The sequence below is a fragment of the Cryobacterium breve genome, assembly GCF_004402375.1.
In the GTDB taxonomy this organism is placed as follows: domain Bacteria; phylum Actinomycetota; class Actinomycetes; order Actinomycetales; family Microbacteriaceae; genus Cryobacterium; species Cryobacterium breve.
In genome coordinates, this window is record NZ_SOGJ01000023.1 from 47,047 (window position 1) to 69,761 (window position 22,715).

The following is a 22,715-nucleotide window of genomic DNA, read 5'->3' on the forward strand; positions in this document are numbered from 1 at the left end:
AACAATACTGAGGAGTAATACACGTGGCTGACGGCTTTGAGCTATTCACCGACCGGTCCGTTGTCGCAATGCGCGTCAACGGCGAGCTCAGGGATCTCGCCACGACGGTGACTCCCACCGATACCGTCGAACCGGTGACGATCGGTTCGCCCGATGGTCTCAGCATTCTGCGCCACTCGGCGGCCCATGTGCTCGCACAGGCCGTGCAGACCGTCAATCCGGCCGCTCGCCTGGGCATCGGCCCGCCCGTCACCGACGGCTTCTATTACGACTTCGACGTCGAAGAGGCCTTCACCCCCGAGGATGTTAAGTCGCTTGAGAAAGCCATGGACCGGATCATCCGTCAGGGCCAGCGATTCGTGCGCCGTGTTGTGACCGACGCCCAGGCGCGCGACGAACTCGCCGCCGAGCCGTACAAGCTGGAGCTGATCGGGCTCAAGGGCGGTGCCGCGGACACTGCCGACAACGAGTCGGTCGAGGTCGGTGGCGCGGAGCTCACCATCTACGACAACGTGGACCCGAAGACGGGGGAGACGCTCTGGAAGGACCTGTGCCGCGGCCCCCACCTGCCGAACACCCGCATGATCGGCAACGGATATTCCCTGACCCGTCTGGCCGCCGCGTACTGGCGCGGTTCCGAGAAGAACCCGCAGCTACAGCGCATCTACGGCACGGCCTGGCCGACCAAGGACGAGTTGCGCGCCTACCAGGCCCGCCAGGAAGAAGCCGCCAAACGCGACCACCGCAAGCTTGGCGCCGAACTTGACCTGTTCAGCTTCCCCGAGGAAATCGGCTCCGGCTTGCCGGTCTTCCACCCCAAGGGAGGCATCATCCGCCAGGAGATGGAGAACTACTCCCGCAAGCGGCACACCGAAGCCGGCTACGACTTCGTCTACACGCCCCACATCACCAAATCGAACCTGTTCGAGACCTCCGGCCATCTCGACTGGTACTCCGACGGCATGTTCCCGCCCATGAAGCTCGACGCGGAATACGACGCAGACGGCCACATGACCCGGCAGGGCGTCGACTACTACCTCAAGCCCATGAACTGCCCGTTCCACAACCTGATCTTCCGCTCCAGCGGCCGCAGCTACCGCGACCTGCCGATGCGCCTGTTCGAATTCGGCTCGGTCTACCGCTACGAGAAGTCGGGAGTCGTGCACGGGCTCACCCGTGTGCGCGGCATGACGCAGGACGACGCGCACATCTACACGACCCGTGAGGGCATGAAGGATGAGCTCACCAGCACCCTGAACTTCGTGCTGAAACTGCTCGCCGACTATGGCCTCGAGGACTACTACCTCGAACTTTCCACGAAAGACCCGAAGAAATTCGTCGGCACCGACGAGGCGTGGGCGGAAGCGACCGACACCCTGCGCGAGGTCGCCGAAGCATCCGGCCTGGAGCTCGTGGCCGACCCGGGCGGCGCCGCTTTCTACGGTCCGAAGATCTCCGTGCAGGCTCGCGACGCGATCGGCCGCACCTGGCAGATGTCCACGATCCAGTTGGACTTCAACCTGCCGGAGCGCTTCGACCTCGAATACACCGCCCCCGACGGCTCACGCCAGCGCCCGGTGATGATCCACCGAGCCCTCTTCGGGTCGATCGAGCGCTTTTTCGCAGTGCTCACCGAGCACTACGCGGGGGCGTTCCCGGTGTGGCTGTCCCCGGTGCAGGTCGTTGGCATCCCGGTCTCCGAGCAGTACGGTCCGTATCTCGATGAGATTGTGGCCCGACTCAAGACAGCCGGCGTGCGTGCGGAGGTCGACCACTCCGACGACCGGATGCAGAAGAAGATCCGCAACCACACCAAGGCGAAAGTCCCCTTCCAGCTCATCGTCGGTGAGGACGACCGTGACAACGGTGCGGTCAGCTTCCGGTTCCGCGACGGCACGCAGGAGAACGGCGTGCCGGCTGACGAGGCCATCCACCGCATCATCGCCGCAATCGAGACGCGCGCGCAGGTCACGACACAGGGCCAGGTCTGAGATGGAGACACCCGACGACGAGTTTGAGGGGCTCGAGCAGTCGTCTGACTTCGCCGCGGTTCCGGATGCCTTCCAGCGCCTCTGGACGCCCCACCGCATGGTTTACATCCAGGACGGCCAGCAGCCGCATGCGGATTCCTGCCCGTTCTGCCTGGCGCCGGACATGACCGACGAGAAAGCCCTGATCGTGGCCCGCGGCACGCACGCCTACGTGCTGCTGAACCTGTTCCCCTATAACAGCGGACACCTTCTGGTCTGCCCCTACCGGCACATTGCGACGTATGACGAGGCGAGCCCGGAGGAGATCGCCGAGATCGGTAGCCTGACCCAGGTGGCCATGCGCGTGCTCAAGTCGGTGTCGCACTGCGAAGGCTTCAACATCGGCATGAACCAGGGCCGGATCGCGGGGGCCGGAATCGCCGAGCACCTTCACCAACACATCGTTCCCCGCTGGGCGCTGGACTCGAACTTCTTCCCGATCATCGCCGGCACGAAGGCTATTCCCCGACTGCTCGGCGATGTGCGACGCGAAGTCGCAGGAGGCTGGCCTCAGGATGGCAACTAGCCGAATAAACCTCTCCACCGGCACCTGCCGGGCGGAACCGTCAAGTCCCAGGGAATAGAATCAAAGCTATGACTGAAACCACTTCCGCCTTTGGTTCGAGCCGCGTCAAGCGTGGACTCGCCGACATGATGAAGGGCGGCGTCATCATGGACGTCGTCAACGCCGAGCAGGCACGCATCGCCGAGGACGCCGGTGCCGTCGCCGTCATGGCTCTTGAGCGGGTACCCGCCGACATCCGTTCGCAGGGTGGCGTCGCTCGCATGAGTGACCCCGACCTGATCGACAGCATCATCGCCGAGGTCTCCATCCCGGTGATGGCCAAGGCGCGCATCGGCCATTTCGTCGAAGCGCAGATCCTCCAGGCCCTGAACGTCGACTACATCGATGAGTCCGAGGTGCTCAGCCCCGCCGACTACGTCAACCACATCGACAAGTGGAACTTCACGGTTCCGTTCGTCTGTGGCGCCACCAACCTGGGTGAGGCGCTCCGCCGCATCACCGAGGGTGCGGCCATGATCCGGTCCAAGGGCGAGGCCGGAACCGGCGACGTCTCCGAGGCCATGAAGCATATTCGCACCATCAAGGGTGAGGTGGCACGTTTGTCCGCCCTGAGCAAGGACGAACTCTACGTCGCCGCGAAGGAACTGCAGGCCCCGTACGAACTGGTCGCCGAGGTCGCCGCCACGGGCAAGCTCCCCGTCGTGCTGTTCGTCGCCGGCGGCGTGGCCACCCCGGCCGACGCGGCCCTGATGATGCAGATGGGTGCGGACGGCGTGTTCGTCGGATCCGGCATCTTCAAGTCGGGCAACCCGCAGGCTCGCGCGAACGCCATTGTCAAAGCCGTCACGTTCTACGACGACCCCAGCGTGATCGCATCCGTCTCCCGCGGACTCGGCGAAGCCATGGTCGGCATCAACGTGTCCGACCTGGCGGCGCCGCACCGCCTCTCCGAGCGCGGCTGGTGACCACCCGTTCGTGAGCGTTGGAGTTCTCGCCCTTCAGGGTGACTTTCGCGAGCATGCCGCGGTTCTTCGGAACCTCGGCGCCGAGGTCGAACTCATTCGCCGACCGGAGGAGCTGTCCCGCATCAATGGGCTGGTGATTCCGGGCGGCGAATCCAGCGTGATGGACAAACTGGCGCGGGCGTTCGGCCTCGCCGAACCGCTCGCGGGGGCCGTGCGGAGCGGCCTGCCTGTGTACGGCACCTGTGCCGGCCTGATCATGCTCGCCGACAGGGTCATCGACGGGATCACAGGCCAGCAGACCATCGGCGGCCTCGACATCGCGGTGCGCCGAAACGCCTTCGGTTCGCAGACGCTGTCGTTCGAGACTGATCTCGACGTGCCCGTTCTCGGCGCTTCCCCGGTGCATGCCGTGTTCATCCGGGCTCCCGTGGTGGAGACCGTCGGGCCGCGCGCCCGGGCACTGGCGAGGCTTTCCGACGGGCGCTGCGTCGCGGTTGAGCAGGATAACCTGCTCGGCACTTCGTTCCATCCGGAGATCACCGGGGAATTCCGCTTCCACGAGTATTTCCTGCAGAAGGTGGCTGCGGCGAACTTTGGTCACTAGGCTCCGGTGATGGCCGACTGGGTGGCGCTCCTGCGCGGGATCAACGTGAACGGGATCACCATTGCGATGGCCGATCTGCAGAGTGTCTTTCGCGAAATCGGCTTCACCGGTGTTCGCACGGTCCTGGCCAGCGGCAATGTGCTGTTCACAACGGGTGAAACGGATGCGGCGGCGCTCAAACTCCGGATCGAACGTGCCCTCTCTACGGCCTTCGGCTATCAGGCTTGGATCGTGCTCGTGGGTGTCGGCACCCTTGATGCGGTGGTGCGGGCGTTCCCGTTCGACCCGCAGCGGGAGGGATGGCATCCGTACGTCGTGTTCGGGGCGAGGCAATCTGCCCTCGACGAGCTGATCGAGGCGGCCGGCCCGTTGGACCCGGACACGGAGGAGGTGCTGCCCGGGCTGAGCGTGCTCTACTGGCAGGTGCTCCGGGAGGTCGGTATCAACAGCCCGTTCAGCAAGCTCAGTGGCAAGGCCCGCTACCGCTCGACCACGACCACCCGCAACCTGCGCACTCTGAACAAATTGCTCGCCGCAGCCCCGGGCGCGTGAAGCCCGTCCCATCAGGCATCGCGGGTTAGAATGGGGCGCACTCCAAGGTGCAGCGACCAGTGGCACGGCAGTGCAGCGACCAGCGGCAGCAAGCGCCCCGGTGCCAATCGACAGCCAAGTCACGACAGCCAAAGACAACGGGAGACTCATGTCCGGACATTCCAAGTGGGCGACAACAAAGCACCAGAAGGCGGTCACCGACTCTCGTCGGGCGAAGGCCTTCGCCAAGTTGATCAAGAACATCGAAGTCGCGGCCCGCATGGGCGGTGCCGATCTCTCGGGAAACCCGACTCTGGTCGACGCCATCCAGAAGGCCAAGAAGACCTCAGTTCCCAATGACAACATCGACCGTGCCGTCAAGCGCGGCGCCGGCCTGTCCGGCGAAGTGGTCGATTACACGACCATCATGTACGAGGGCTACGCCGCGAACGGCGTCGCCGTCATGATCGAGTGTCTGACGGACAACAAGAACCGCGCGGCCGCTGAGGTGCGCACCACCATGTCCCGCAATGGCGGCAACATGGCCGACCCGGGCAGCGTGGCGTACAACTTCCACCGCAAAGGCATCGTCGTCGTGCCGAAGAGCAAGGGCCTCACGGAGGATGACGTGCTCCTCGCCGTGCTCGACGCCGGCGCCGAAGAGGTCGCCGACGACGGAGAGAAGTTCGAGGTCTTCAGTGAAGCCCACGACCTCGTCGCGACCCGCACGGCCCTCCAGACGGCGGGAATCGATTACGACTCGGCCGACATCGCGTTCGTGCCGCAGCTCAAGGTCGAGGTCGACGCCGAGACCGCTCGTAAGGTGTTCCGTTTGATCGATGCGCTCGAAGAGCTCGATGACGTACAGAACATCTACAGCAACTACGACGTGTCGCCCGAGGTCATCGCGGAGCTCCAGTCCGAAGCCGAGTAGGGCGGTGTCACTCCGGGTTCTGGGTATTGATCCCGGACTGACCCGCTGCGGGGTGGGCATTGTCGACGTGGCCGGCAACCGCTCCGCGACACTCGTCGACGTCACGGTGCTGCGCAGTTCGCCCGACCTGCCCCTTGAGCAGCGCCTGCTCCTGATCAGCCGGGGGCTGGAGGACATGCTCGACCGTCACAAGCCCGCCGTCGTCGCCATCGAGCGGGTCTTCGCACAGAACAACGTCAGCACGGTGATGGGCACGGCCCAGATCAGCGGGGTCGCCCTGCTCCTCGCGGCACAGCGAGGGCTCACTGTCACCCTGCACACCCCGAGCGAGGTCAAGGCCGCGATCACGGGCTACGGTTCCGCCGACAAGGCCCAGGTCGGACTCATGGTGGCGCGGGTTCTGGGCCTGGCCGAGGCACCGAAACCGGCGGATGCCGCAGACGCCCTGGCCATCGCCATCTGCCATGCCTGGCGAAGCGGGGCTTCCGGCACCACCCTGCCCGGCGCAGCCGGCGTAGCTCCCGGCACGCTGACGCCGGCCCAAAGGGCGTGGCGCGCCGCCGAGCGCAGCGCGGTGTCGTCGGTGCCCCGTAGTCTGAAGCGGTGATTGCTTCCGTACGTGGCCTTGTCCTGTCTGCCATTGGTTCCGTGGCCGTGATCGAGGTCGGGGGAGTCGGTCTGGCCGTGCAGGTCACCCCATCGACCGCGCTGTCCCTCCGCGTTGGCACCGAGACTCTGCTCTCCACCACCCTGATCGTGCGCGAGGACTCGCTAACGCTCTACGGTTTCCCGGCCGCCGACGAACTCGAGGTCTTCGAACTACTCGTCGGCGTCACCGGAGTCGGGCCCAAATCCGCCCTCGGAGTGCTCGCGGTGCTCAGTCCTAGCCAAATCGCCCAAGCCGTTTCGTCCGAAGACGACGGTGCTTTCCGCAAGGTGAGCGGCATTGGCCCCAAGACCGCGAAACTCATCGTGCTGTCCCTCGCCGGCAAGGTGTTCGTCACGACCACGGCTGCGGCAGCCACCCGCCCTGCCCCCACGAGCGCCTCGGCAAACGTGCAGGCGGCCCTGATCGGTCTCGGGTGGTCCGAGAAGGTGGCGGCCCAGGCCGTCGACGAGACCCTTGCCGAGTCGAACGAACCGGAACTGATCGGTGTGGCCGCCCTCCTCCGCCTCGTGCTCTCCAGACTCGGACCGGCGCAGCAGGCATCGGAGCGCCGCGCGTGAGCGGCGCACAAGGGCTGGCCGGCGACCCCGGCGTCGAGTTGACCCGCCCGGAACTCGAAGGTGACGCCGAACTGGCCTTCGAGGGTGCCCTGCGACCGCGTAGCCTGGGCGAGTTCGTGGGCCAGCAGAAGGTGCGCGGCCAGCTTCAACTGCTTCTCACGGCGGCCACCATGCAGAGCCGCACCCCCGACCACATCCTCCTCGCCGGCCCGCCCGGACTCGGAAAGACCACGCTCGCCATGATCATCGCCTACGAGGGCAACCGGCCGCTCCGGATGTCCAGCGGCCCTGCCATCCAGCACGCCGGCGATCTCGCCGCCGTGCTCTCGTCACTCGTGCCGGGCGAGGTCCTCTTCATCGACGAGATCCACCGTATGGCCCGCTCCGCCGAGGAGATGCTCTACCTGGCCATGGAAGACTTTCGCATCGACATCATGGTCGGCAAGGGTGCTGGCGCCACCTCCGTGCCGCTGGACCTGGCACCGTTCACTCTCGTGGGGGCAACCACGCGGTCCGGGCTGTTACCCAACCCGCTCCGCGACAGGTTCGGCTTCACCGCCCACCTGGAGTTCTACGCCGACCACGAACTCGAACAGGTACTCGGGCGTGCGGCCAAATTGCTCGACCTCGTGATCGAGCAGGATGCCCTGGCCGAGATCGCCGGCCGGTGCCGCGGCACGCCCCGAATCGCGAACCGGCTCCTTCGGCGGGTGCGGGACTACGCGCTGGTGCACGGCGGAGACGCCGACCTGGCCGCGGTGCACGCCGCCCTGGAGCTCTACGACGTCGACGCCATCGGCCTCGACCGGCTCGACCGGGAGGTGATGCGCATCATCCTGACCCGTTTTGGGGGAGGGCCGGTTGGCCTCAACACCCTTGCGGTCTCCGTTGGCGAGGAGGCCGAGACCATCGAGGCAGTCGTGGAGCCGTTCCTGGTGCGCATCGGATTCCTGATGCGCACGCCGCGCGGGCGAGTCGCCACCCCGGAGGCGTGGCGGCATTTCGGTCTGAGCGGGCCCCAGGCGAGCGGGCCGCCAGTTCCCCTCCTGTTGGATGACCTATAATTCGAGTTGGTTCGCCTAGAACCATCCGTGCGGGTTCCTCCGGGACCTGTGCGCACAGACTTCGGCCCTCGTGCCGCTACCGAAAGGTTTCACAGTTTTATGGATCCGTTGACTCTTGTCATGCTTGCCGTTCTCGCGGCGCTCGTGTTCTTCATGTTCCGCAATAGCCGCAAGCGCCAGAAGGACCAGGCTGCCCTGCAGTCCCAGATGGTTGCCGGTGCCGACGTCATGACCAACTTCGGCCTGTACGGAACGATCGTATCCATCGACGAAGAAGCGAACAAGGTCGCCCTGGAGATCGCCCCTGGCACCGTCGTCGAGCTGCACCGCCAGACCATCGCCCGGGTGGTCGAGCCGATCCTGGTCGAGCCTCACGACGAGTCCGTTGCCGAACTGAACCAGGACAGCGCAGCCGTCATGGGTGAGCCGGACTTCGGCCAGCGCGTTGCAGACACCGACGAAGAGCCCAAAAAGGGCGACGCATAACCAATCCCTCTCCATGCCCGCGCCTCGGCGCGGGCATGAGCATGAGCATAGAAAGCTGAGTTCTCTGGTGGCAAAGTCGTCCCCGGCCAAGAAGGCCTGGCGTTCCCTCACGTGGCTGGGTGTGATCATCGCCGGACTGATCGCACTCAACACGGCCGGTGTTCTCACCGGAGGCGGATCCTGGACCCCCAAACTGGCCCTCGACCTCGAGGGTGGCACGCAGATCATCCTCGCGCCCAAGCTCGAATCCGGGCAGTCCGTCTCCTCGGAACAGCTGAACGAAGCCGTGAAGATCATCCGGCAGCGCATCGACTCGGCCGGTGTCTCCGAAGCGGAGATCAACACCCAGGGCGGCCAGAATATCGTCGTATCCATCCCCGGCGTGCCAGACGACGCCACCATCAACAGGATCGAGTCCTCGGCCAAGCTGGAGTTCCGTCCGGTCCTCGTCGCCGGAGCGCCCTCCGCCGCCGCCGTGGGTGAGGACATCGTCGGAGAAGATGGTGTTGCTACGCCCGCTCCGACGCCGACCGTCGACCCCAGCCTGGTGAGCACCCCCACCGCGGTGCCCACCGACGGGAGCGACCTGAACTGGATCACCCCCGCTCTCCAGGCCCAGTACGAGGCCTTCGACTGCAGCAAGATCGACTCGACCAATGTGGCTCCGGCCGCCGAGCCGCTGATCACGTGCGAGGCCGACGGATCGATCAAGTACATCCTCGGACCCGTGGAAGCCAGTGGCGAGAATGTCTCCGACGCCACCAACGGCCAGCGGACCACTCAGAGCGGCGCCACCACTGGTGAATGGGTCGTCAACATCGTCTTCGACAGCACCGGGACCAAGGACTTCGCCACGGTCAGCACACGACTGAGCGGACTCACCGGGGCTCAGAACCAGTTTGCAATCGTTTTGGACGGCAACGTCATCTCCGCGCCGCGCACGCTGGCCGTCATCACCGACGGCAACGCGCAGATCAGTGGCAACTTCGACCAGGATTCCTCCAAGGCACTCGCCGACCAGCTCAAGTTCGGCGCCCTGCCGCTCAGCTTCACGGTGCAGAGCCAGGACACCATCTCGGCCACCCTGGGTTCGAGCCAACTCACCGGCGGCCTGATCGCCGGATTGATCGGCCTCATCCTGGTCGTGATCTACTCGCTCATCCAGTACCGCCTGCTTGGGCTCGTCACGGTCGCGTCCCTCACCGTAGCCGCCGTCATCACCTACCTCTTGATCACGATCCTGTCGTGGCGGGAGGGATATCGCCTGTCGCTCGCCGGCGTCGCCGGCCTGATCGTCGCGATCGGCATCACCGCAGACTCCTTCATCGTCTACTTCGAGCGAGTGCGTGACGAACTCCGTGACGGCCGCGGACTCGAGTCCTCGGTGGAAGCCGGGTGGAAGCGTGCCCTGCGAACCATCCTCGCGTCCGACGCGGTGAACATCCTCGCGGCGGGAGTCCTGTTCATCGTCGCCGTCGGCAACGTGAAGGGCTTCGCCCTCACTCTGGGGCTCACCACCCTGGTCGACGTGCTCGTGGTCATGCTCTTCACCCACCCGATGCTCCAGCTGCTCGCGCGCACCAAATTCTTCAGCGAGGGCCACAAGTTCAGCGGGCTCGACCCGCGTGCACTGGGCGCCGCCTACCGCGGCCGGGCCACTTTCAAGCCGGCGCCGGGCGCACCGACCGCCAAGCTGTCATCGGCCAGCCGCGAGGCAGCCAAACGTCAGACCATCGCCGAACGCAAAGCGGCGGAACTCGTGGGTTCCAGCACGGATCGATCGACCGATGGGAAGGAATCCTAATGGCCAGTTTCGCTCAGTTCGGAAACGATCTACACACCGGTAAGCGGTCATTCGACATCGTCGGCCGACGCAAGACCTGGTACCTGGTCGCCGTGGTTGCGCTCCTCGTTGCCATCGTGGTACCCCAGTTGCGTGGCGGCTTCGTCTTCGGCATCGAGTTCACTGGCGGATCCGAGTTCAAAATCTCTCAAGTCGCCGAACAGGATCAGGCAGCGGGCGCCGACGCCGTGACGGAGGTCGTTCCGCAGGCTGCGCCGCGGGTGTCGAGCGTCAGCTCCACGGGTATCCGCGTGCAGACCGACCAGCTCACCAGCGGCGAGACCCGTGAGGTTCGCGCCGCTCTAGCGGATGCCTACGCCGTGCCGGTCGAGCAGGTCACGGCCTCTTTCATCGGCCCGAGCTGGGGCCAGGACATCACCGGTCAGGCCGTGCGCGGACTCATCATCTTCCTCGTGCTCGCCGCTATCGGCATGGCGCTGTACTTCCGCACCTGGAAGATGTCACTCGCGGCAATGACGGCGTTGATGCACGACCTCGTCATCACCGCGGGGATCTACGGCATCACTGGATTCGAGATCACCCCGGCGGCCGTGATCGGATTCCTCACCATCCTCGGCTACTCGCTCTACGACACGGTCGTGGTGTTCGACAAAATCCGTGAGAACACGTCCGAAGCAGGTTCGGAGACGCGCATGTTCGGCGAATCGGTGAACCTGGCTGTGAACCAGACCCTGGTGCGCTCGATCAACACCTCGGTTGTCGCTGTGTTGCCGGTCGCGTCGATCCTCTTCATCGGGACGCTCGTGCTCGGCGCGGGAACCCTGCGGGATATCTCGCTGGCCCTCCTGATCGGAATCATCGCGGGTGCCTACTCGACAATCTTCATCGCTTCACCGCTCTACGCTCAGATTCGCTCCGCGGAGCCGGACGTGCGCAAGGCCGACCAGAAGGTCCTCGCCCAGCGGGCGAAGGCCGGCTCGGCGTCGAAGGTGGCTGAGGAAGTCAGCGCCTAACGGCGCGAGTCGGAGTCTGCCCGGGGCGACGTGGTAGGGATGTTGCCCGGGAGCAGTGATAATTGATCAAACGGATGGAGGTGGCCAGGTGACCGAGCTGACAACGCCGCCTGCCTCCCCGGCTCCGCTCCCGCCCGCGTCACTGCGGCGCCTGGTGCCCCGGATATTCTCCCGGGCCCAGCCGGTCGGCGCGGTTGACACCCTGCTGAAAACCGTTCGGACGCACCACCCCAAGGTGGACCTCTCCGTCATCGAGCGTGCGTACGCCGTCGCCGAACAGGCGCATGAGGGGCAGTTCCGGCGCAGCGGCGAGCCGTACATCACGCATCCGGTCGCGGTCGCCCAGATTCTGGCCGACCTGGGCATCGGGCCGAAGACCGTATCCGCCGCTCTGCTGCACGACACTGTCGAGGACACCGAGTACACCCTCGACCAGCTCCGCAGCGACTTCGGTGACGAGATCACCATGCTTGTCGACGGCGTGACCAAACTCGACAAGGTCAAGTACGGCGATAGCACCCAGGCCGAGACCGTGCGCAAGATGATCGTGGCGATGTCCAAGGACATCCGCGTACTGATCATCAAGCTCGCTGACCGCCTGCACAATGCGCGCACCTGGGGTTTTGTGCCAGCCGAGTCGGCCGTGCGCAAGGCAACCGAGACACTGGAAATTTACGCCCCGCTCGCGCACCGGCTCGGTATCCAGACCATCAAGTGGGAACTCGAAGACCTGTCCTTCGCGGTGCTGTATCCGAAGCTCTACGCCGAGATCGACAGCCTTGTCAAGCAGCGCACGCCGCAGCGAGAAGAATTCGTGCAGCACGTCATCGACGCGATCGTCGACGACTTGAAGGCCGCGCGCATCCGGGGCAAGGTGGCCGGCCGGCCCAAGCAGTACTACTCGATCTATCAGAAGATGGTCGTTCGCGGCCGCGACTTCGACGAGATCTACGACCTGGTCGGCATCCGCGTGCTCGTCAACTCGGTTCGTGACTGTTACGCGGTGCTCGGCGCGATCCATGCCCGTTGGACTCCCCTGCCCGGCCGGTTCAAGGACTACATCGCAACCCCCAAGTTCAACCTCTACCAGTCCCTGCACACCACTGTTCTCGGCCCGAGTGGCCGCGCGGTCGAGATTCAGATCCGCACGCAGGAGATGCACCAGCGTGCAGAGTTCGGCGTGGCATCGCACTGGAAGTACAAGGAGCAGACCACCGGTAAGAGCGCCGGTCCCGGCCCACAGAGTGACACCGACATGGCGTGGCTCGCGCACATCTCCGACTGGCAGGCCGAAACGGCCGATCCGGGGGAGTTCCTCGACTCCCTCCGCTACGAGATCGGTGCCAAAGAGGTCTACGTCTTCACGCCCAAGGGGCGTGTTATCGGCCTCCCGGCCGACGCCACTCCGGTGGACTTCGCCTATGCCGTGCACACCGAGGTCGGTCATCGAACGATGGGTGCCAAGGTCAACGGGCGCTTGGTGCCGCTGGAGAGCCCCTTGCTCACCGGAGACGTCGTCGAGGTCTTCACCTCGAAGAACCCCGACTCTGGACCCAGCAAAGACTGGCTGAACTTCGTCAAGAGCCCTCGGGCTCGCAACAAGATCCGGCAGTGGTTCACCAAGGAACGCCGAGACGAGGCGATCGAGCAGGGCCGTGATGCCATCGCCCGCGCCATGCGCAAGCAGAACCTGCCGCTGCAGAAGCTGATGAACCAGGACTCCTTCGCCGAGGTCGCCGCGGTGATGAAGTACGAAGATGTCTCCGCGCTGTACGCTGCCGTCGGCGAGGGCCACGTGTCCACGCAGTCCGTCCTGGAGAAAGTCGTCGCCACCCTGCAGAGCGTTGAGGAAAGCGACGCCACCGATTTGCCGTTCGCACCTCACGGTCGAACGCAGACACTCCGGAACAGCGACTCCGGCATCCTCGTGCGCGGTGCGCCCGACATTCTGGTGAAGCTCGCACGCTGCTGCACACCCGTTCCAGGCGACAAGGTTGTGGGGTTCATCACGCGCGGGGCCGGTGTCTCCGTCCACCAGGCATCCTGCCGTAACGTGCAGTCACTGCTGAAGGAACCCGAACGCATGATCGAGGTCGACTGGGCGCCCACGTCCAAGAGTCTGTTCCTGGTTCAGATTCAGATCGAAGCTCTCGACCGTTCCGGGCTGCTCTCCGACGTCACGCGCGTTCTGTCTGAGCACCACGTCAATATCCTGTCGGCGACCGTGCACACCTCCACCGACCGCCTGGCGATCAGCCGGTTCGTCTTCGAGATGGGGGACACCACCCACCTCGACCGTGTGCTCAACGCCGTGCGCCGGATCGACGCCGTGTACGACGTGTATCGCGTCAACGACGGCTGATTCTCCAGCGGGCTGAGGCTGTGGTGTCCGGCGGCGGACAGCCGTGCCCGGCCGCTCTCTGCTGCTCTCCGCTTTCTGCATTCCGCTGCTCTCCGCTGCTCTATGCCTTCTGCTTTCTGTTGCTCTCGCTTGAGTGGCCAATTCAGGAGATTCGACGAACGGGTGGCTTCGATACCGGGAGCGGGCGCGGAACCAGTACGGATGCGTGGCGTGGCTGCTGGGATCTCCTGAGTTGGCCACAGCACCCGGCGGCTGCGCCGCATCATTCGGAGCGGGCGCTGACCACGCGGCCGCCCGACGCGCCGAACGAATTCGACGGAGACTTCACCCAAACGGCCCGGAGTTCAGCGGAAACCTCAACTTTTTCTCAGAATCTCCGTCGAATTAGTTCGCTCGTAGCTGGGCCTGGGACAGAGCCTCGGCCTAGGGCTCGTGCGAGTCCAGGTAACGCTGCACCTCGTCAAGCCGGGCGAGGGCCTGTGCTTTGAACGGCAGGTTGGGTGCCGAGAAGAGGTCGCGCGCGGGTGCGACGCTGGTGTGACCCCCGTACCGCACGAGCGCGGCGATCAGCGGGATGCGGTCGGGGACCGTGGATACGTCAGCCGGGTCGTCGGGCCAGCGTGCCAAGTCAACGGCCGTGCGCAGCGGCAGCGTGACGCGCAGGCCGGATATGGTCTGGAGCTGGTCCGCGGGACAACTGATTTCGCGGATGTGCAGCCGCGGAGACGGGACCAGTTTCATCCGGGCGGACACCTGCACGCAGAACTGGTGGCGGCGCGGCTCGGACGCCAGACCGTAGATCCAGGCTGCGGTCATCCGTTCGGCGATCGCCCGGGGCGACGCCGGTAGCATCCCTGCCGCACGGGCGCGACGCATGCTGTCGTCGACCTCGTCGACCGGGCACCAGAAGTCGCCCAGGGTGAACAGTTCCCCGTCAAGCCGGGCGCTGCACAGTTCGGCGAGGGGAAGGTCCAGGGAAGAGAGCACCGAGCGCAGCCGCGAGTTCATCGACTCAGCGTGCGGCAACGGCCACGCTTGCGGAAACGCAAACGGGGATCTGTGGACAGATCCCCGTTTGCATGCTGTGGTATACCGGCTACTGGCCGATGGCCTTCAACCACGCCTTGCGGGTTTCCAGAGCCTCGGTGGCTTCCGCGATGGCCGCGGCGTCGCCGCCGGCCTGTGCGGTGACCAGTTCGGCCTCGAGCTTGGTGATGGCGTCGTGCAGTTGGCCGGCCAGACCCTCGGCGCGAGCCTTGGTCTCCGGATTGTTGCGATTCCAATGATCATCGTCGAGCTTGCGCACGGCCGCTTCTACCTTGCGCATGCGGTCTTCGACGGACTTGACCGAGTCGCGGGGCACCTTGCCGATGGCGTCCCAGCGCCGCTGAATGGAGCTCAGCGCGGTGCGTGCCTTGGCCCGGTCGTTCTCGGACAGCAGTAGTTCAGCCTCGGTGAGCAGCTCGAGCTTCAGAGTCAGGTTGCCAGCGAACTCCTCGTCGTCCTGCGCGTCGATCTCGGACTTGACTGAGTAGAGCACGTCGCCGGCAGCTTTGAACTTGGCCCACATGGCGTCGTCCTGCTTCTTGCCGCTGCGACCGGCGAGCTTCCACTCGTCGAGAAGGTTGCGGTAGGCCGGAATGCCGTCGGCACCCTTCGGGGCGAGCGCTTCGGCCTGCTCGATCAAGTGCTGCTTGCGGTTGCGGACATCCTTGTGGGCGCTGTCCAACTCGGCGAAGAACGCCTTGCGGTTCTGTTCGATCGTGGTGCGGGCCGCCCGGAACCGCTTCCACAGGTCGTTGGCCTCACCCTTGGGGATGCGCGGGGCGTCGTGCTGGTGCGCCTGCCATTTGGCGAAGAGTGCCTCGAGAGCGGCGCTGGTCTGCTTCCACTGCGTCTTGGCGGGATCCTCGGCTGCAAGCGCCTCGGCCTCGGCGACAATGGCGGCCCGTTCGGCGACAGCGGCCGTGGCCGCAGCCTTCGCTTCGGCGCCCTGCTGCTCGGTAAGCTCGGTGACTGCGCCGCCGAGAGCACCCAGACGGGTGGCCAGTGCTGCCAGGTTGCCGACGGCGTTGGCGTTCGCCACGGTCTCCGTCAGGTGCTTGACTGACTTCGCGATGTCCGCGGCAGGAGCTCCACCCTTGGCGCGCTGTTCGAGGAGCGTGACCTGGCCGTTGAGCTCGACGTATTTACGTTCGAAGTAGGCAAGTGCCTCCTCCGGCGTCGCGTCGGGATACTGACCGACGGCGCGTTCGCCTGTTGCTTCGCGCACGTAAACCGTGCCGGTTTCGTCTACGCGACCCCATGGTTGCTGATCTGTCGTAGTCAAGAGCCTCACCTTATTGATGTCGTTGTGTGTGCCCACGGATGAGCCAATACCAGATCAAGCCTATTGCAAGCCTGCCCGCTGTTTGTCGGTTCTACTGAACTGATACCTGAGTGATGCTCGTCGGCACCGCGGGGGCGCCGTCCGACGAGCCGTTGGCGACGCCGGCATCCGTGATCTGGGCCTTGATTTCGTCCAAGCCGCTCGTCACCCGGCCGAGGACGGTGTAACCACCCGCCGCGTCTGAAGAAATGGTTGTGTCGTCGTAAACGATGAAGAACTGGCTGCCCATGCTGTACCCGTTCTCGCCCTGGCGGGCCATGGCCAGCGTGCCGGCCGGGTACACGTTGTCGGAGGGGGCGTTCTCGACCGGGCCGTAGGTGTAGCCGGGGCCGCCGGATCCGGTACCGGTCGGGTCGCCGCATTGCAGAACGAAGAAACCGCCGTTGGTCAACCGGTGACAGGTCACGTCCTGGTAGAAGCCTGTGTTGATCAGATTGATCGTCGACGCGACGCCCTGCGGGGCGAGGGCGCCGTCCAGCTCGATCTCGAGGGGGATGCCGTTGAGGGCCAGCGTACCGGACCAGGTGCGGTCCTCGGCAAGGGAGCTGGGTGGCACATCGCCGCTGTTGGCGTTGTCGGTCGATTCGGACGAAGCGCTGGGCGTGGCCGATGCTGCGGAGGAAGGCTCCGCGTTGCCCGGGCCGTCCGCGAAGAACAGGACCTGGGCGCCGACGGCCAGGGCCAAGACGGCAACCACGCTGACTCCGGCGATGAGGTTGTCCCGTGCACGCCGCTTCACCTGGTGCTCGTTCACGGCTCGCCGTGCCTGGAACGCGCGCACTCTCACTCGCGCTTCGCGGGCGTCCCGATCTTGCTTCTTGTTCGTTACCACGTCGTAGCCTCCAGGCGGCCTCCGTCGGAGGCCAGATCGAGCAGGAATGGCCTGGGCGCTGACACCCGAACCTCGTTGAACTCTACGCAACCCGGCCAAACCAGACAAAACTCCCCATGGTCGGGATCGTCAGGGGATCGGCCCGGTCACCGGCACAAACTACTCTGGACTCATGGTGGATTCACAACCGGGACTGCGCAGCGGCGCCACACCCCTCGCCGTCCGGATGCGCCCGACGAGCCTTGACGAAGTCGCAGGCCAGAAGCATCTGCTCACCCCCGGGTCGCCGCTGGTGAGCCTGGCCAGTGACAAGACCGGGGAGCAGGGTGCGGTCTCCGTCATCTTGTGGGGCCCGCCCGGAACGGGCAAGACCACACTGGCGCAGGCCATCGCCCGCAGTTCAGGGCGCCGCTTCGTCGAGCTGTCTGCCGTGTCTGCCGGCGTGCGCGACGTGCGCCAGGTGATGGAGGAAGCGCGCACGAGCCGCGACCTCTACGGTCTGTCCACGGTGCTTTTCCTTGACGAAATCCACCGGTTCAGTAAGGCCCAACAGGATGCCCTCCTGCCCGGGGTAGAGAACGGGGTCATCATTCTCGTGGCCGCGACCACGGAGAATCCGTCCTTTTCCGTCATCTCGCCCCTGCTGTCCCGTTCCCTGCTGCTGACCCTCGAGACACTGAGCGACGAGGATCTCGGGACGGTCGTCGACCGTGCCGTCACCGACCCCCGCGGGCTCGCTGACCGATTCGTGCTCGATCCGGAAGCCCGGGCGGCGATCATCCGGCTCGCCTCGGGCGACGCCCGACGGGCATTGACCGCGCTGGAGGCCGGTTCGGTGGCGGCAGCGTCCTCCACCGTGCCGACGGATGGCGGCACGAGGCCGGTCATCACGACCGAAATCGTCTCGCTCGCGGTCGACCGCGCCCTGCTGCGTTATGACCGCAACGGCGACGAGCACTACGACGTCATCAGCGCATTCATCAAATCGGTGCGCGGCTCGGACGTGGACGCCTCACTGCACTACCTCGCGCGCATGATCGAGGCCGGTGAGGATCCCCGCTTCATCTGCCGTCGCATCATCGTGCTGGCCTCCGAGGACATCGGTATGGCCGACCCCCAGGCGCTCCTGATCGCCGTCGCCGCCGCCGACGCCGTAGCCTACATCGGCATGCCGGAGGGGCGTATTCCGCTTGCCCAGGCGGTCGTGCACCTGGCCACCGCACCCAAGTCCAACGCAGCGTACGTGGCCCTGGACGCCGCGATCGCCGACGTGCGCAACGGCAAGACCGGCCGGGTACCCAAACCGCTCAGGGACGCGCACTATCCTGGTGCCAAACGCCTCGGGCACGGCAAGGGCTACAAGTATCCTCATGACGACGCTCTCGGCGTGCTCGCCCAGCAATACCCTCCGGACGAGCTGACCGACGTGCGCTACTACGCCCCGACCGAACACGGGCATGAGCGTGAGGTGTCCGCCCGACTCGCCAAGCTGCGCAAGATCATCCGCGCTCGGTAGGAGGCCAGGGTGTGCCACTGTGCTAACCTGAAGGCTGCCTACAACTGGAATCGGCATGCGGCTGCGTCCGATTCCCGTTTGGATAGGTATCGCTCTGTAGCCGAGCGTCCCGTGGCACCACCCCTCTGAACTCCCATGACGTGCGGCCTGCGCCCGGTCTGCCCCGTGCCGACTCGCTGCTTAGACCTACGCCCTGGTTTCCCCTTGTTTGCAGTTCCATCGAAAGGACACCGTGTCTACCAAGTCACGCACCCGCAGTAAGACCCGCTTGTCGCGGGCCCTGGGCATCGCCCTGACCCCGAAGGCCGCACGCTACCTGGAGAAGCGTCCATACGCACCGGGTGAGCATGGTCGCACCAAGCGCAAGACCGACTCCGACTACGCCGTTCGCCTCCGCGAAAAGCAGCGCTTACGTGCCCAGTACGGCATCCGCGAGGCTCAGCTCAAGATTGCGTTCGAGGAAGCTCGCCGCGCCCAGGGACTGACCGGTGAAAACCTCGTCGAGATTCTCGAGACGCGTCTCGACGCGCTCCTGGTTCGCTCCGCGATCGCCCGCACCACGGCTCAGGCCCGTCAGATGATCGTGCACCGTCACATCCTGATCGACGGCCAGTTGGTTGACCGTCCCTCTTTCCGCGTGAAGCCGGGACAGCTCATCCACGTCAAGCCCAAGAGCGAGGCTATGGAGCCGTTCCAGGTTGCAGCCGCCGGCGGTCACGTCGACGTTCTGCCGAAACTCCCGCCCTACCTTGAGGTCGAGATCGACAAGCTGCAGGCGCGCCTCGTGCGTCGCCCGAAGCGCATCGAAATCCCCGTCACCTGTGAAGTCCAGCTCGTCGTCGAGTACTACGCGGCCCGCTAGGTTCCTTTTCACCCGCACCGCCGTCTGGCGTTGCAACTGAACTACGCTGGAGAGCGGATCACCCGTGGGGTGGTCCGCTCTTTGCGTATGCACCGGTGCCCCGTATGCCGAATCTGGAATGGATGGTTGGTCAATGTCAGGTGGAGATATCGTCGGTCTCGTTTTCGCGGGTGGATTCCTGGTGCTGGTTCTGGCCCTGGCAGTGCCCCTGTTCAAGATCGGCCAGGTCTTCGATGAGACCACCCGGTCCATCCGTGACCTGACGCACACCGTGACCCCGCTCCTGGAGGAATCCACAAAAACCATTCAGGAGACCAACGCCCAGCTGGCCCGGGTCGACGCCATCACGGCGAACGTGGCGGATGTCACCGGCAACGTCTCCGCCCTGGTGGCGCTCGTCGCGGCGACGGTCGGCGGCCCCCTGGTCAAGCTGGCCGGCTTCTCCGCCGGCGTGCGTGCGGCCCTCGGGTCTGTCCGGCCCCGCGGCGCCCGTCGTCGGCGCGGCTAGTCGGCTACTCTGGCAAGGGGCCGGTTGAGTCCGGGATTCACCGGTCAGACGGTCGTTCGGAACACTCGGGCCGCCGAGAGTCAACAGTTTCATCACCTATCAGGGTCTCCACATTCAGTCAGGGAGCATTGTCATGAAGAATTTCATCTGGTTTGTCGTCGGCGTGACCACCGGGCTCCTCATCGCCCGCGAGGCCGGCAAGACGCGACAGGGCAAGCAATTCTTCGCCGATCTCGACACCAAGGCGCGCGAATTCGGTGAGGCCATCTCCGACGGTTACCGGAAGCGCGAGGCCGAACTGAGAGATGCGATCGGCGATGTGACGTCGGGTGCCGAAGACGCCGTCGACACCCTCACGAAGTGAGCAACACCCCTCTTCTTCCCGCTACAACGAACTACGGAACTAATGCAGACTGCTGAAATTCGCGGGCGCTGGCTCGACTTCTTTGCCGATCGTGGACATACCGTTGTCCCGTCTGCTTCGCTGGTCAGCGACGACCCCACACTCCTCTTCACGGTGGCCGGCATGGTTCCGTTCGTGCCCTACCTGACCGGTCTGGTGCCGGCACCGTACCCTCGTGCGACGAGTGTGCAGAAGTGCATTCGCACCAATGACATCGAGGAGGTCGGCAAGACACCGCGCCATGGCACCTTTTTCCAGATGAACGGCAACTTCTCGTTCGGCGACTACTTCAAGGAAGAAGCCATCGGGTATGCCTGGGAGTTGCTCACCAGTGCGGAGGCCGACGGCGGCTACGGCTTTGACGAGAAGGACCTCTGGGTCACGGTCTACGACGACGACGACGAGGCCTTCCGCTATTGGCGTGCCCTCGGCCTGCCGGAACACCGCATCCAGCGCCTTGGCATGGACACCAACTACTGGTCGACGGGCCAGCCTGGGCCTGCCGGACCCTGCTCCGAGATCTTCTTCGACCGCGGCCCTGCCTACGGCGTCGACGGCGGCCCGGCCACCGACGACGACCGCTACGTCGAAATCTGGAACCTCGTCTTCATGCAGTACCTGCGCGGCGAGGGCACCAGCAAGAACGACTTCGTCATCCTCGGTGACCTGCCGAAGAAGAACATCGACACGGGCATGGGGCTCGAGCGCGTCGCCTTCCTCAAGCAGGGCGTGCAGAACATGTACGAAATCGATCAGGTGCGCCCGGTCCTCGATCGGGCCGCGGAACTCTCCGGTCGCCGATACGGAGCCAGCAACGACGACGACGTGCGGATGCGCATCGTCGCCGACCACGTGCGCTCGTCCCTGATGCTGATGAGCGACGGCGTGATGCCGTCCAATGAGGGCCGCGGGTACATCCTGCGCCGCCTGATGCGCCGCAGCGTGCGCGCCATGCGCCTCCTCGGCGTCGACGCCGCGACCTTCCCCGAACTGTTCCCGGCGTCGCGCGACGCCATGGCCGGCGCGTACCCGGAGGTCAAGGCGGACTACGCCCGGATCAGCCAGGCCGCGTATGCCGAGGAGGAGACCTTCCTTCGCACGCTCGCCAGTGGCAGCGCCGTGCTCGACCTCGCCGTGGCGAAGACCAAAAAGGCCGAGCAGGTCGTTCTGCCGGGGGACACCGCTTTCCTTCTGCACGACACGTACGGGTTCCCGATCGAGATCACCCTCGAGATGGCCGAGGAAGCCGGACTCAGCGTCAACCGTGAGGCATTCGACACCCTCATGAGCAAACAGCGCGCAATGGCCAAGGCCGACGCCAAGGCCAAGAAGACGCACCTCGCCGATCTGTCGGTGTACAGCGCCTTCCGGGCGACGGGGGAGACCGTCTTCACCGGTTACGACGCCCTGCAGACTGAATCCAGTGTGCTCGGCATCATCGTCGACGGTCTGTCCGTCGGTCGTGCTGTGTCCGGCGAGATTGCGGAGATCATCCTCGCCGAAACGGCCCTCTACGCCGAGTCCGGTGGCCAAGAGGCTGACGCCGGTCTGATCGTCGGCACCGGGTACGAGCTCGAGGTCCTCGACGTGCAGAAGCCGGTCAAGGGGCTGATCAGCCATAAAGTGCAGGTGCGGTCCGGCGAGGTCGGCGTCGGGGACCCGGCCACCAGCGTCGTCGACCCCGACTGGCGCCGCGGCGCCCGGCAGGCGCACTCCGGCACCCACGTGCTGCACGCCGCCCTGCGCCAGGTTCTCGGCCCGAACGCGCACCAGTCCGGCTCCTATAACAAGGCCGGCTTCTTCCGTCTCGACTTCTCCTGGAACCAGGCGCTGTCCCCGGCGACCCGCAGCGAGATCGAAGAGATCTCCAACAACGCCATCCGGGACAACCTGCCCGTGCTCACCCGGGAACTGCCCCTTGCCGAGGCCAAGGCGCTCGGCGCCATGGCACTGTTCAGCGAGAAGTACGGCGACCGGGTGCGTGTCGTCGATATCGGTGGCCCCTGGTCGCGCGAATTATGTGCGGGAACCCACGTCTCATCCAGCGCGGAGATCGGAATGATCAGCCTCGTCAGCGAGGGCTCGGTCGGATCGACGAATCGTCGGGTGGAGTCGCTGGTGGGCCTCGAGGCTTTCCGGGACTTGGCCGCGGAGCGCGCGCTCGTCTCCCAGCTGACCGCGAACCTGAAGACGCCGCGGGACCAGCTGCCCGAGCGCATCAACGAGCTCGTGCTGAACCTCAAGTCAGCGGAGAAGAAGATCGCGGCGTTCGAGGCCCAGGCGCTCACCGGCAAGGTTCCGGCCCTTGTCGCCTCCGCCGCGATGGCGGGCACCGTCAGCGTCGTGGCAGTGAATGTGGGCACGCTAGGCTCCGCCGACGACCTGCGGATGCTGGTCACGGCCACGCGCACACAGCTGGGCAGTGCGCCAGCCGTGGTGGCTCTGGCGGCGGTCGTCGCCGACAAGCCCGTAGTCATCGTGGCCACCAACCCCGCGGCCCGGGAAGCCGGCCACCGCGCCGGAGCTCTGGCTAAACAGGTCGCCGGCATTCTGGGCGGTGGCGGTGGCGGCAAGGACGACCTCGCGCAGGGCGGTGGTACCGACGTGGCAGCCATCCCGAAGGCCCTCGCCGCCGTCCGATCAGCCATAGCAGGCTAAG

21 protein-coding genes are annotated in these 22,715 nt (G+C 65.5%); 18 read left to right on the top strand and 3 right to left on the bottom strand.

The genetic code is table 11. The features are described 5' to 3' along the window. Positions 1-68 precede the first annotated feature (68 nt). The 13 genes from thrS (at position 69) to E3O65_RS10215 (ending at position 13,546) form a co-directional block, all read left to right on the top strand. A complete protein-coding gene (gene thrS, locus E3O65_RS10155; protein WP_241985612.1) occupies positions 69-1,991 on the top strand; it encodes a threonine--tRNA ligase in 1,923 nt (640 codons plus the stop codon). A 1-nt stretch (position 1,992) separates the two neighbouring features. Beyond that, the gene (locus tag E3O65_RS10160) at positions 1,993-2,556 is read left to right on the top strand and encodes an HIT family protein (protein WP_134363617.1); all 564 of its coding nucleotides are present in this window, start codon (positions 1,993-1,995) and stop codon (positions 2,554-2,556) included. A gap of 68 nt (positions 2,557-2,624) precedes the next feature. Next, a complete protein-coding gene (gene pdxS / locus E3O65_RS10165) occupies positions 2,625-3,521 on the top strand; it encodes a pyridoxal 5'-phosphate synthase lyase subunit PdxS (protein ID WP_134363618.1) in 897 nt (298 codons plus the stop codon). 10 nt (positions 3,522-3,531) lie between these two features. Continuing rightward, complete coding sequence (gene pdxT / locus E3O65_RS10170; RefSeq protein WP_134363619.1) at positions 3,532-4,125, top strand: pyridoxal 5'-phosphate synthase glutaminase subunit PdxT; 594 nt, start codon at positions 3,532-3,534, stop codon at positions 4,123-4,125. Between the two features lie 9 nt (positions 4,126-4,134). Then, positions 4,135-4,677 carry a DUF1697 domain-containing protein gene (locus tag E3O65_RS10175; protein ID WP_134363620.1) on the top strand — a complete coding sequence of 181 codons (543 nt, stop codon included), beginning with the start codon at positions 4,135-4,137 and terminating at the stop codon, positions 4,675-4,677. A gap of 148 nt (positions 4,678-4,825) precedes the next feature. Further along, the gene (locus E3O65_RS10180) at positions 4,826-5,590 is read left to right on the top strand and encodes a YebC/PmpR family DNA-binding transcriptional regulator (protein WP_134363621.1); all 765 of its coding nucleotides are present in this window, start codon (positions 4,826-4,828) and stop codon (positions 5,588-5,590) included. A 4-nt stretch (positions 5,591-5,594) separates the two neighbouring features. Further along, the gene (gene ruvC, locus E3O65_RS10185; RefSeq protein WP_134363622.1) at positions 5,595-6,197 is read left to right on the top strand and encodes a crossover junction endodeoxyribonuclease RuvC; all 603 of its coding nucleotides are present in this window, start codon (positions 5,595-5,597) and stop codon (positions 6,195-6,197) included. Beyond that, positions 6,194-6,817 (top strand): Holliday junction branch migration protein RuvA, encoded by a 624-nt coding sequence (gene ruvA, locus E3O65_RS10190; RefSeq protein ID WP_134363623.1) that lies wholly within the window; start codon positions 6,194-6,196, stop codon positions 6,815-6,817. Before ruvC ends, ruvA begins: the two co-directional genes overlap by 4 nt. A 14-nt stretch (positions 6,818-6,831) precedes the next feature. Continuing rightward, positions 6,832-7,881, top strand: a complete 1,050-nt coding sequence (gene ruvB, locus E3O65_RS10195) for a Holliday junction branch migration DNA helicase RuvB (RefSeq protein WP_134364087.1) — start codon at positions 6,832-6,834, stop codon at positions 7,879-7,881. 120 nt (positions 7,882-8,001) lie between these two features. After that, positions 8,002-8,367 carry a preprotein translocase subunit YajC gene (gene yajC, locus E3O65_RS10200; RefSeq protein ID WP_241985602.1) on the top strand — a complete coding sequence of 122 codons (366 nt, stop codon included), beginning with the start codon at positions 8,002-8,004 and terminating at the stop codon, positions 8,365-8,367. 67 nt (positions 8,368-8,434) lie between these two features. Then, positions 8,435-10,171 carry a protein translocase subunit SecD gene (gene secD, locus E3O65_RS10205; protein WP_134363625.1) on the top strand — a complete coding sequence of 579 codons (1,737 nt, stop codon included), beginning with the start codon at positions 8,435-8,437 and terminating at the stop codon, positions 10,169-10,171. Further along, positions 10,171-11,184 (top strand): protein translocase subunit SecF, encoded by a 1,014-nt coding sequence (gene secF / locus E3O65_RS10210; RefSeq protein ID WP_134363626.1) that lies wholly within the window; start codon positions 10,171-10,173, stop codon positions 11,182-11,184. Before secD ends, secF begins: the two co-directional genes overlap by 1 nt. An 88-nt stretch (positions 11,185-11,272) precedes the next feature. Then, positions 11,273-13,546, top strand: a complete 2,274-nt coding sequence (locus E3O65_RS10215) for a RelA/SpoT family protein (protein WP_277870394.1) — start codon at positions 11,273-11,275, stop codon at positions 13,544-13,546. Between the two features lie 423 nt (positions 13,547-13,969). On the opposite strand, the gene E3O65_RS10220 is transcribed toward E3O65_RS10215, so the two are convergent. The 3 genes from E3O65_RS10220 to E3O65_RS10230 all read right to left on the bottom strand — a co-directional run bounded on the left by E3O65_RS10220 (position 13,970) and on the right by E3O65_RS10230 (position 16,674). Beyond that, positions 13,970-14,554: a hypothetical protein gene (locus tag E3O65_RS10220; protein WP_134363627.1), complete on the bottom strand. Its 585-nt coding sequence runs from the start codon at positions 14,552-14,554 to the stop codon at positions 13,970-13,972. Between the two features lie 88 nt (positions 14,555-14,642). Next, entirely contained in the window at positions 14,643-15,875 is a 1,233-nt protein-coding gene (locus E3O65_RS10225) for a DUF349 domain-containing protein (protein ID WP_134363628.1), read from the bottom strand. A 91-nt stretch (positions 15,876-15,966) separates the two neighbouring features. Then, positions 15,967-16,674, bottom strand: a complete 708-nt coding sequence (locus E3O65_RS10230) for a peptidylprolyl isomerase (protein ID WP_241985601.1) — start codon at positions 16,672-16,674, stop codon at positions 15,967-15,969. A gap of 265 nt (positions 16,675-16,939) precedes the next feature. On the opposite strand from E3O65_RS10230, the gene E3O65_RS10235 reads away from it, so the two are divergent. The 5 genes from E3O65_RS10235 (at position 16,940) to alaS (ending at position 22,714) form a co-directional block, all read left to right on the top strand. Beyond that, positions 16,940-18,283: a replication-associated recombination protein A gene (locus E3O65_RS10235; RefSeq protein ID WP_134363630.1), complete on the top strand. Its 1,344-nt coding sequence runs from the start codon at positions 16,940-16,942 to the stop codon at positions 18,281-18,283. A 232-nt stretch (positions 18,284-18,515) separates the two neighbouring features. Further along, positions 18,516-19,145: a 30S ribosomal protein S4 gene (gene rpsD, locus E3O65_RS10240; protein WP_134363631.1), complete on the top strand. Its 630-nt coding sequence runs from the start codon at positions 18,516-18,518 to the stop codon at positions 19,143-19,145. Positions 19,146-19,278: 133 nt separating this feature from the next. Beyond that, positions 19,279-19,653 (top strand): DUF948 domain-containing protein, encoded by a 375-nt coding sequence (locus E3O65_RS10245; protein ID WP_134363632.1) that lies wholly within the window; start codon positions 19,279-19,281, stop codon positions 19,651-19,653. A gap of 133 nt (positions 19,654-19,786) precedes the next feature. After that, entirely contained in the window at positions 19,787-20,017 is a 231-nt protein-coding gene (locus tag E3O65_RS10250) for a YtxH domain-containing protein (protein WP_134363633.1), read from the top strand. Between the two features lie 42 nt (positions 20,018-20,059). Continuing rightward, positions 20,060-22,714, top strand: a complete 2,655-nt coding sequence (gene alaS / locus E3O65_RS10255) for an alanine--tRNA ligase (protein ID WP_134363634.1) — start codon at positions 20,060-20,062, stop codon at positions 22,712-22,714. Position 22,715: the final 1 nt, after the last annotated feature.

Excerpts from the sequence above, each read along its gene's own strand:
- pdxS (WP_134363618.1), top strand. The coding sequence starts at position 2,625 with ATGACTGAAACCACTTCCGCCTTTGGTTCGAGCCGCGTCAAGCGTGGA.
- E3O65_RS10235 (WP_134363630.1), top strand. The coding sequence starts at position 16,940 with ATGGTGGATTCACAACCGGGACTGCGCAGCGGCGCCACACCCCTCGCC.
- E3O65_RS10180 (WP_134363621.1), top strand. The coding sequence starts at position 4,826 with ATGTCCGGACATTCCAAGTGGGCGACAACAAAGCACCAGAAGGCGGTC.
- alaS (WP_134363634.1), top strand. The coding sequence starts at position 20,060 with ATGCAGACTGCTGAAATTCGCGGGCGCTGGCTCGACTTCTTTGCCGAT.
- E3O65_RS10220 (WP_134363627.1), bottom strand. The coding sequence starts at position 14,554 with ATGAACTCGCGGCTGCGCTCGGTGCTCTCTTCCCTGGACCTTCCCCTC.
- secF (WP_134363626.1), top strand. The coding sequence starts at position 10,171 with ATGGCCAGTTTCGCTCAGTTCGGAAACGATCTACACACCGGTAAGCGG.
- thrS (WP_241985612.1), top strand. The coding sequence starts at position 69 with ATGCGCGTCAACGGCGAGCTCAGGGATCTCGCCACGACGGTGACTCCC.
- E3O65_RS10175 (WP_134363620.1), top strand. The coding sequence starts at position 4,135 with ATGGCCGACTGGGTGGCGCTCCTGCGCGGGATCAACGTGAACGGGATC.
- yajC (WP_241985602.1), top strand. The coding sequence starts at position 8,002 with ATGCTTGCCGTTCTCGCGGCGCTCGTGTTCTTCATGTTCCGCAATAGC.
- E3O65_RS10245 (WP_134363632.1), top strand. The coding sequence starts at position 19,279 with ATGTCAGGTGGAGATATCGTCGGTCTCGTTTTCGCGGGTGGATTCCTG.
- E3O65_RS10250 (WP_134363633.1), top strand. The coding sequence starts at position 19,787 with ATGAAGAATTTCATCTGGTTTGTCGTCGGCGTGACCACCGGGCTCCTC.
- E3O65_RS10160 (WP_134363617.1), top strand. The coding sequence starts at position 1,993 with ATGGAGACACCCGACGACGAGTTTGAGGGGCTCGAGCAGTCGTCTGAC.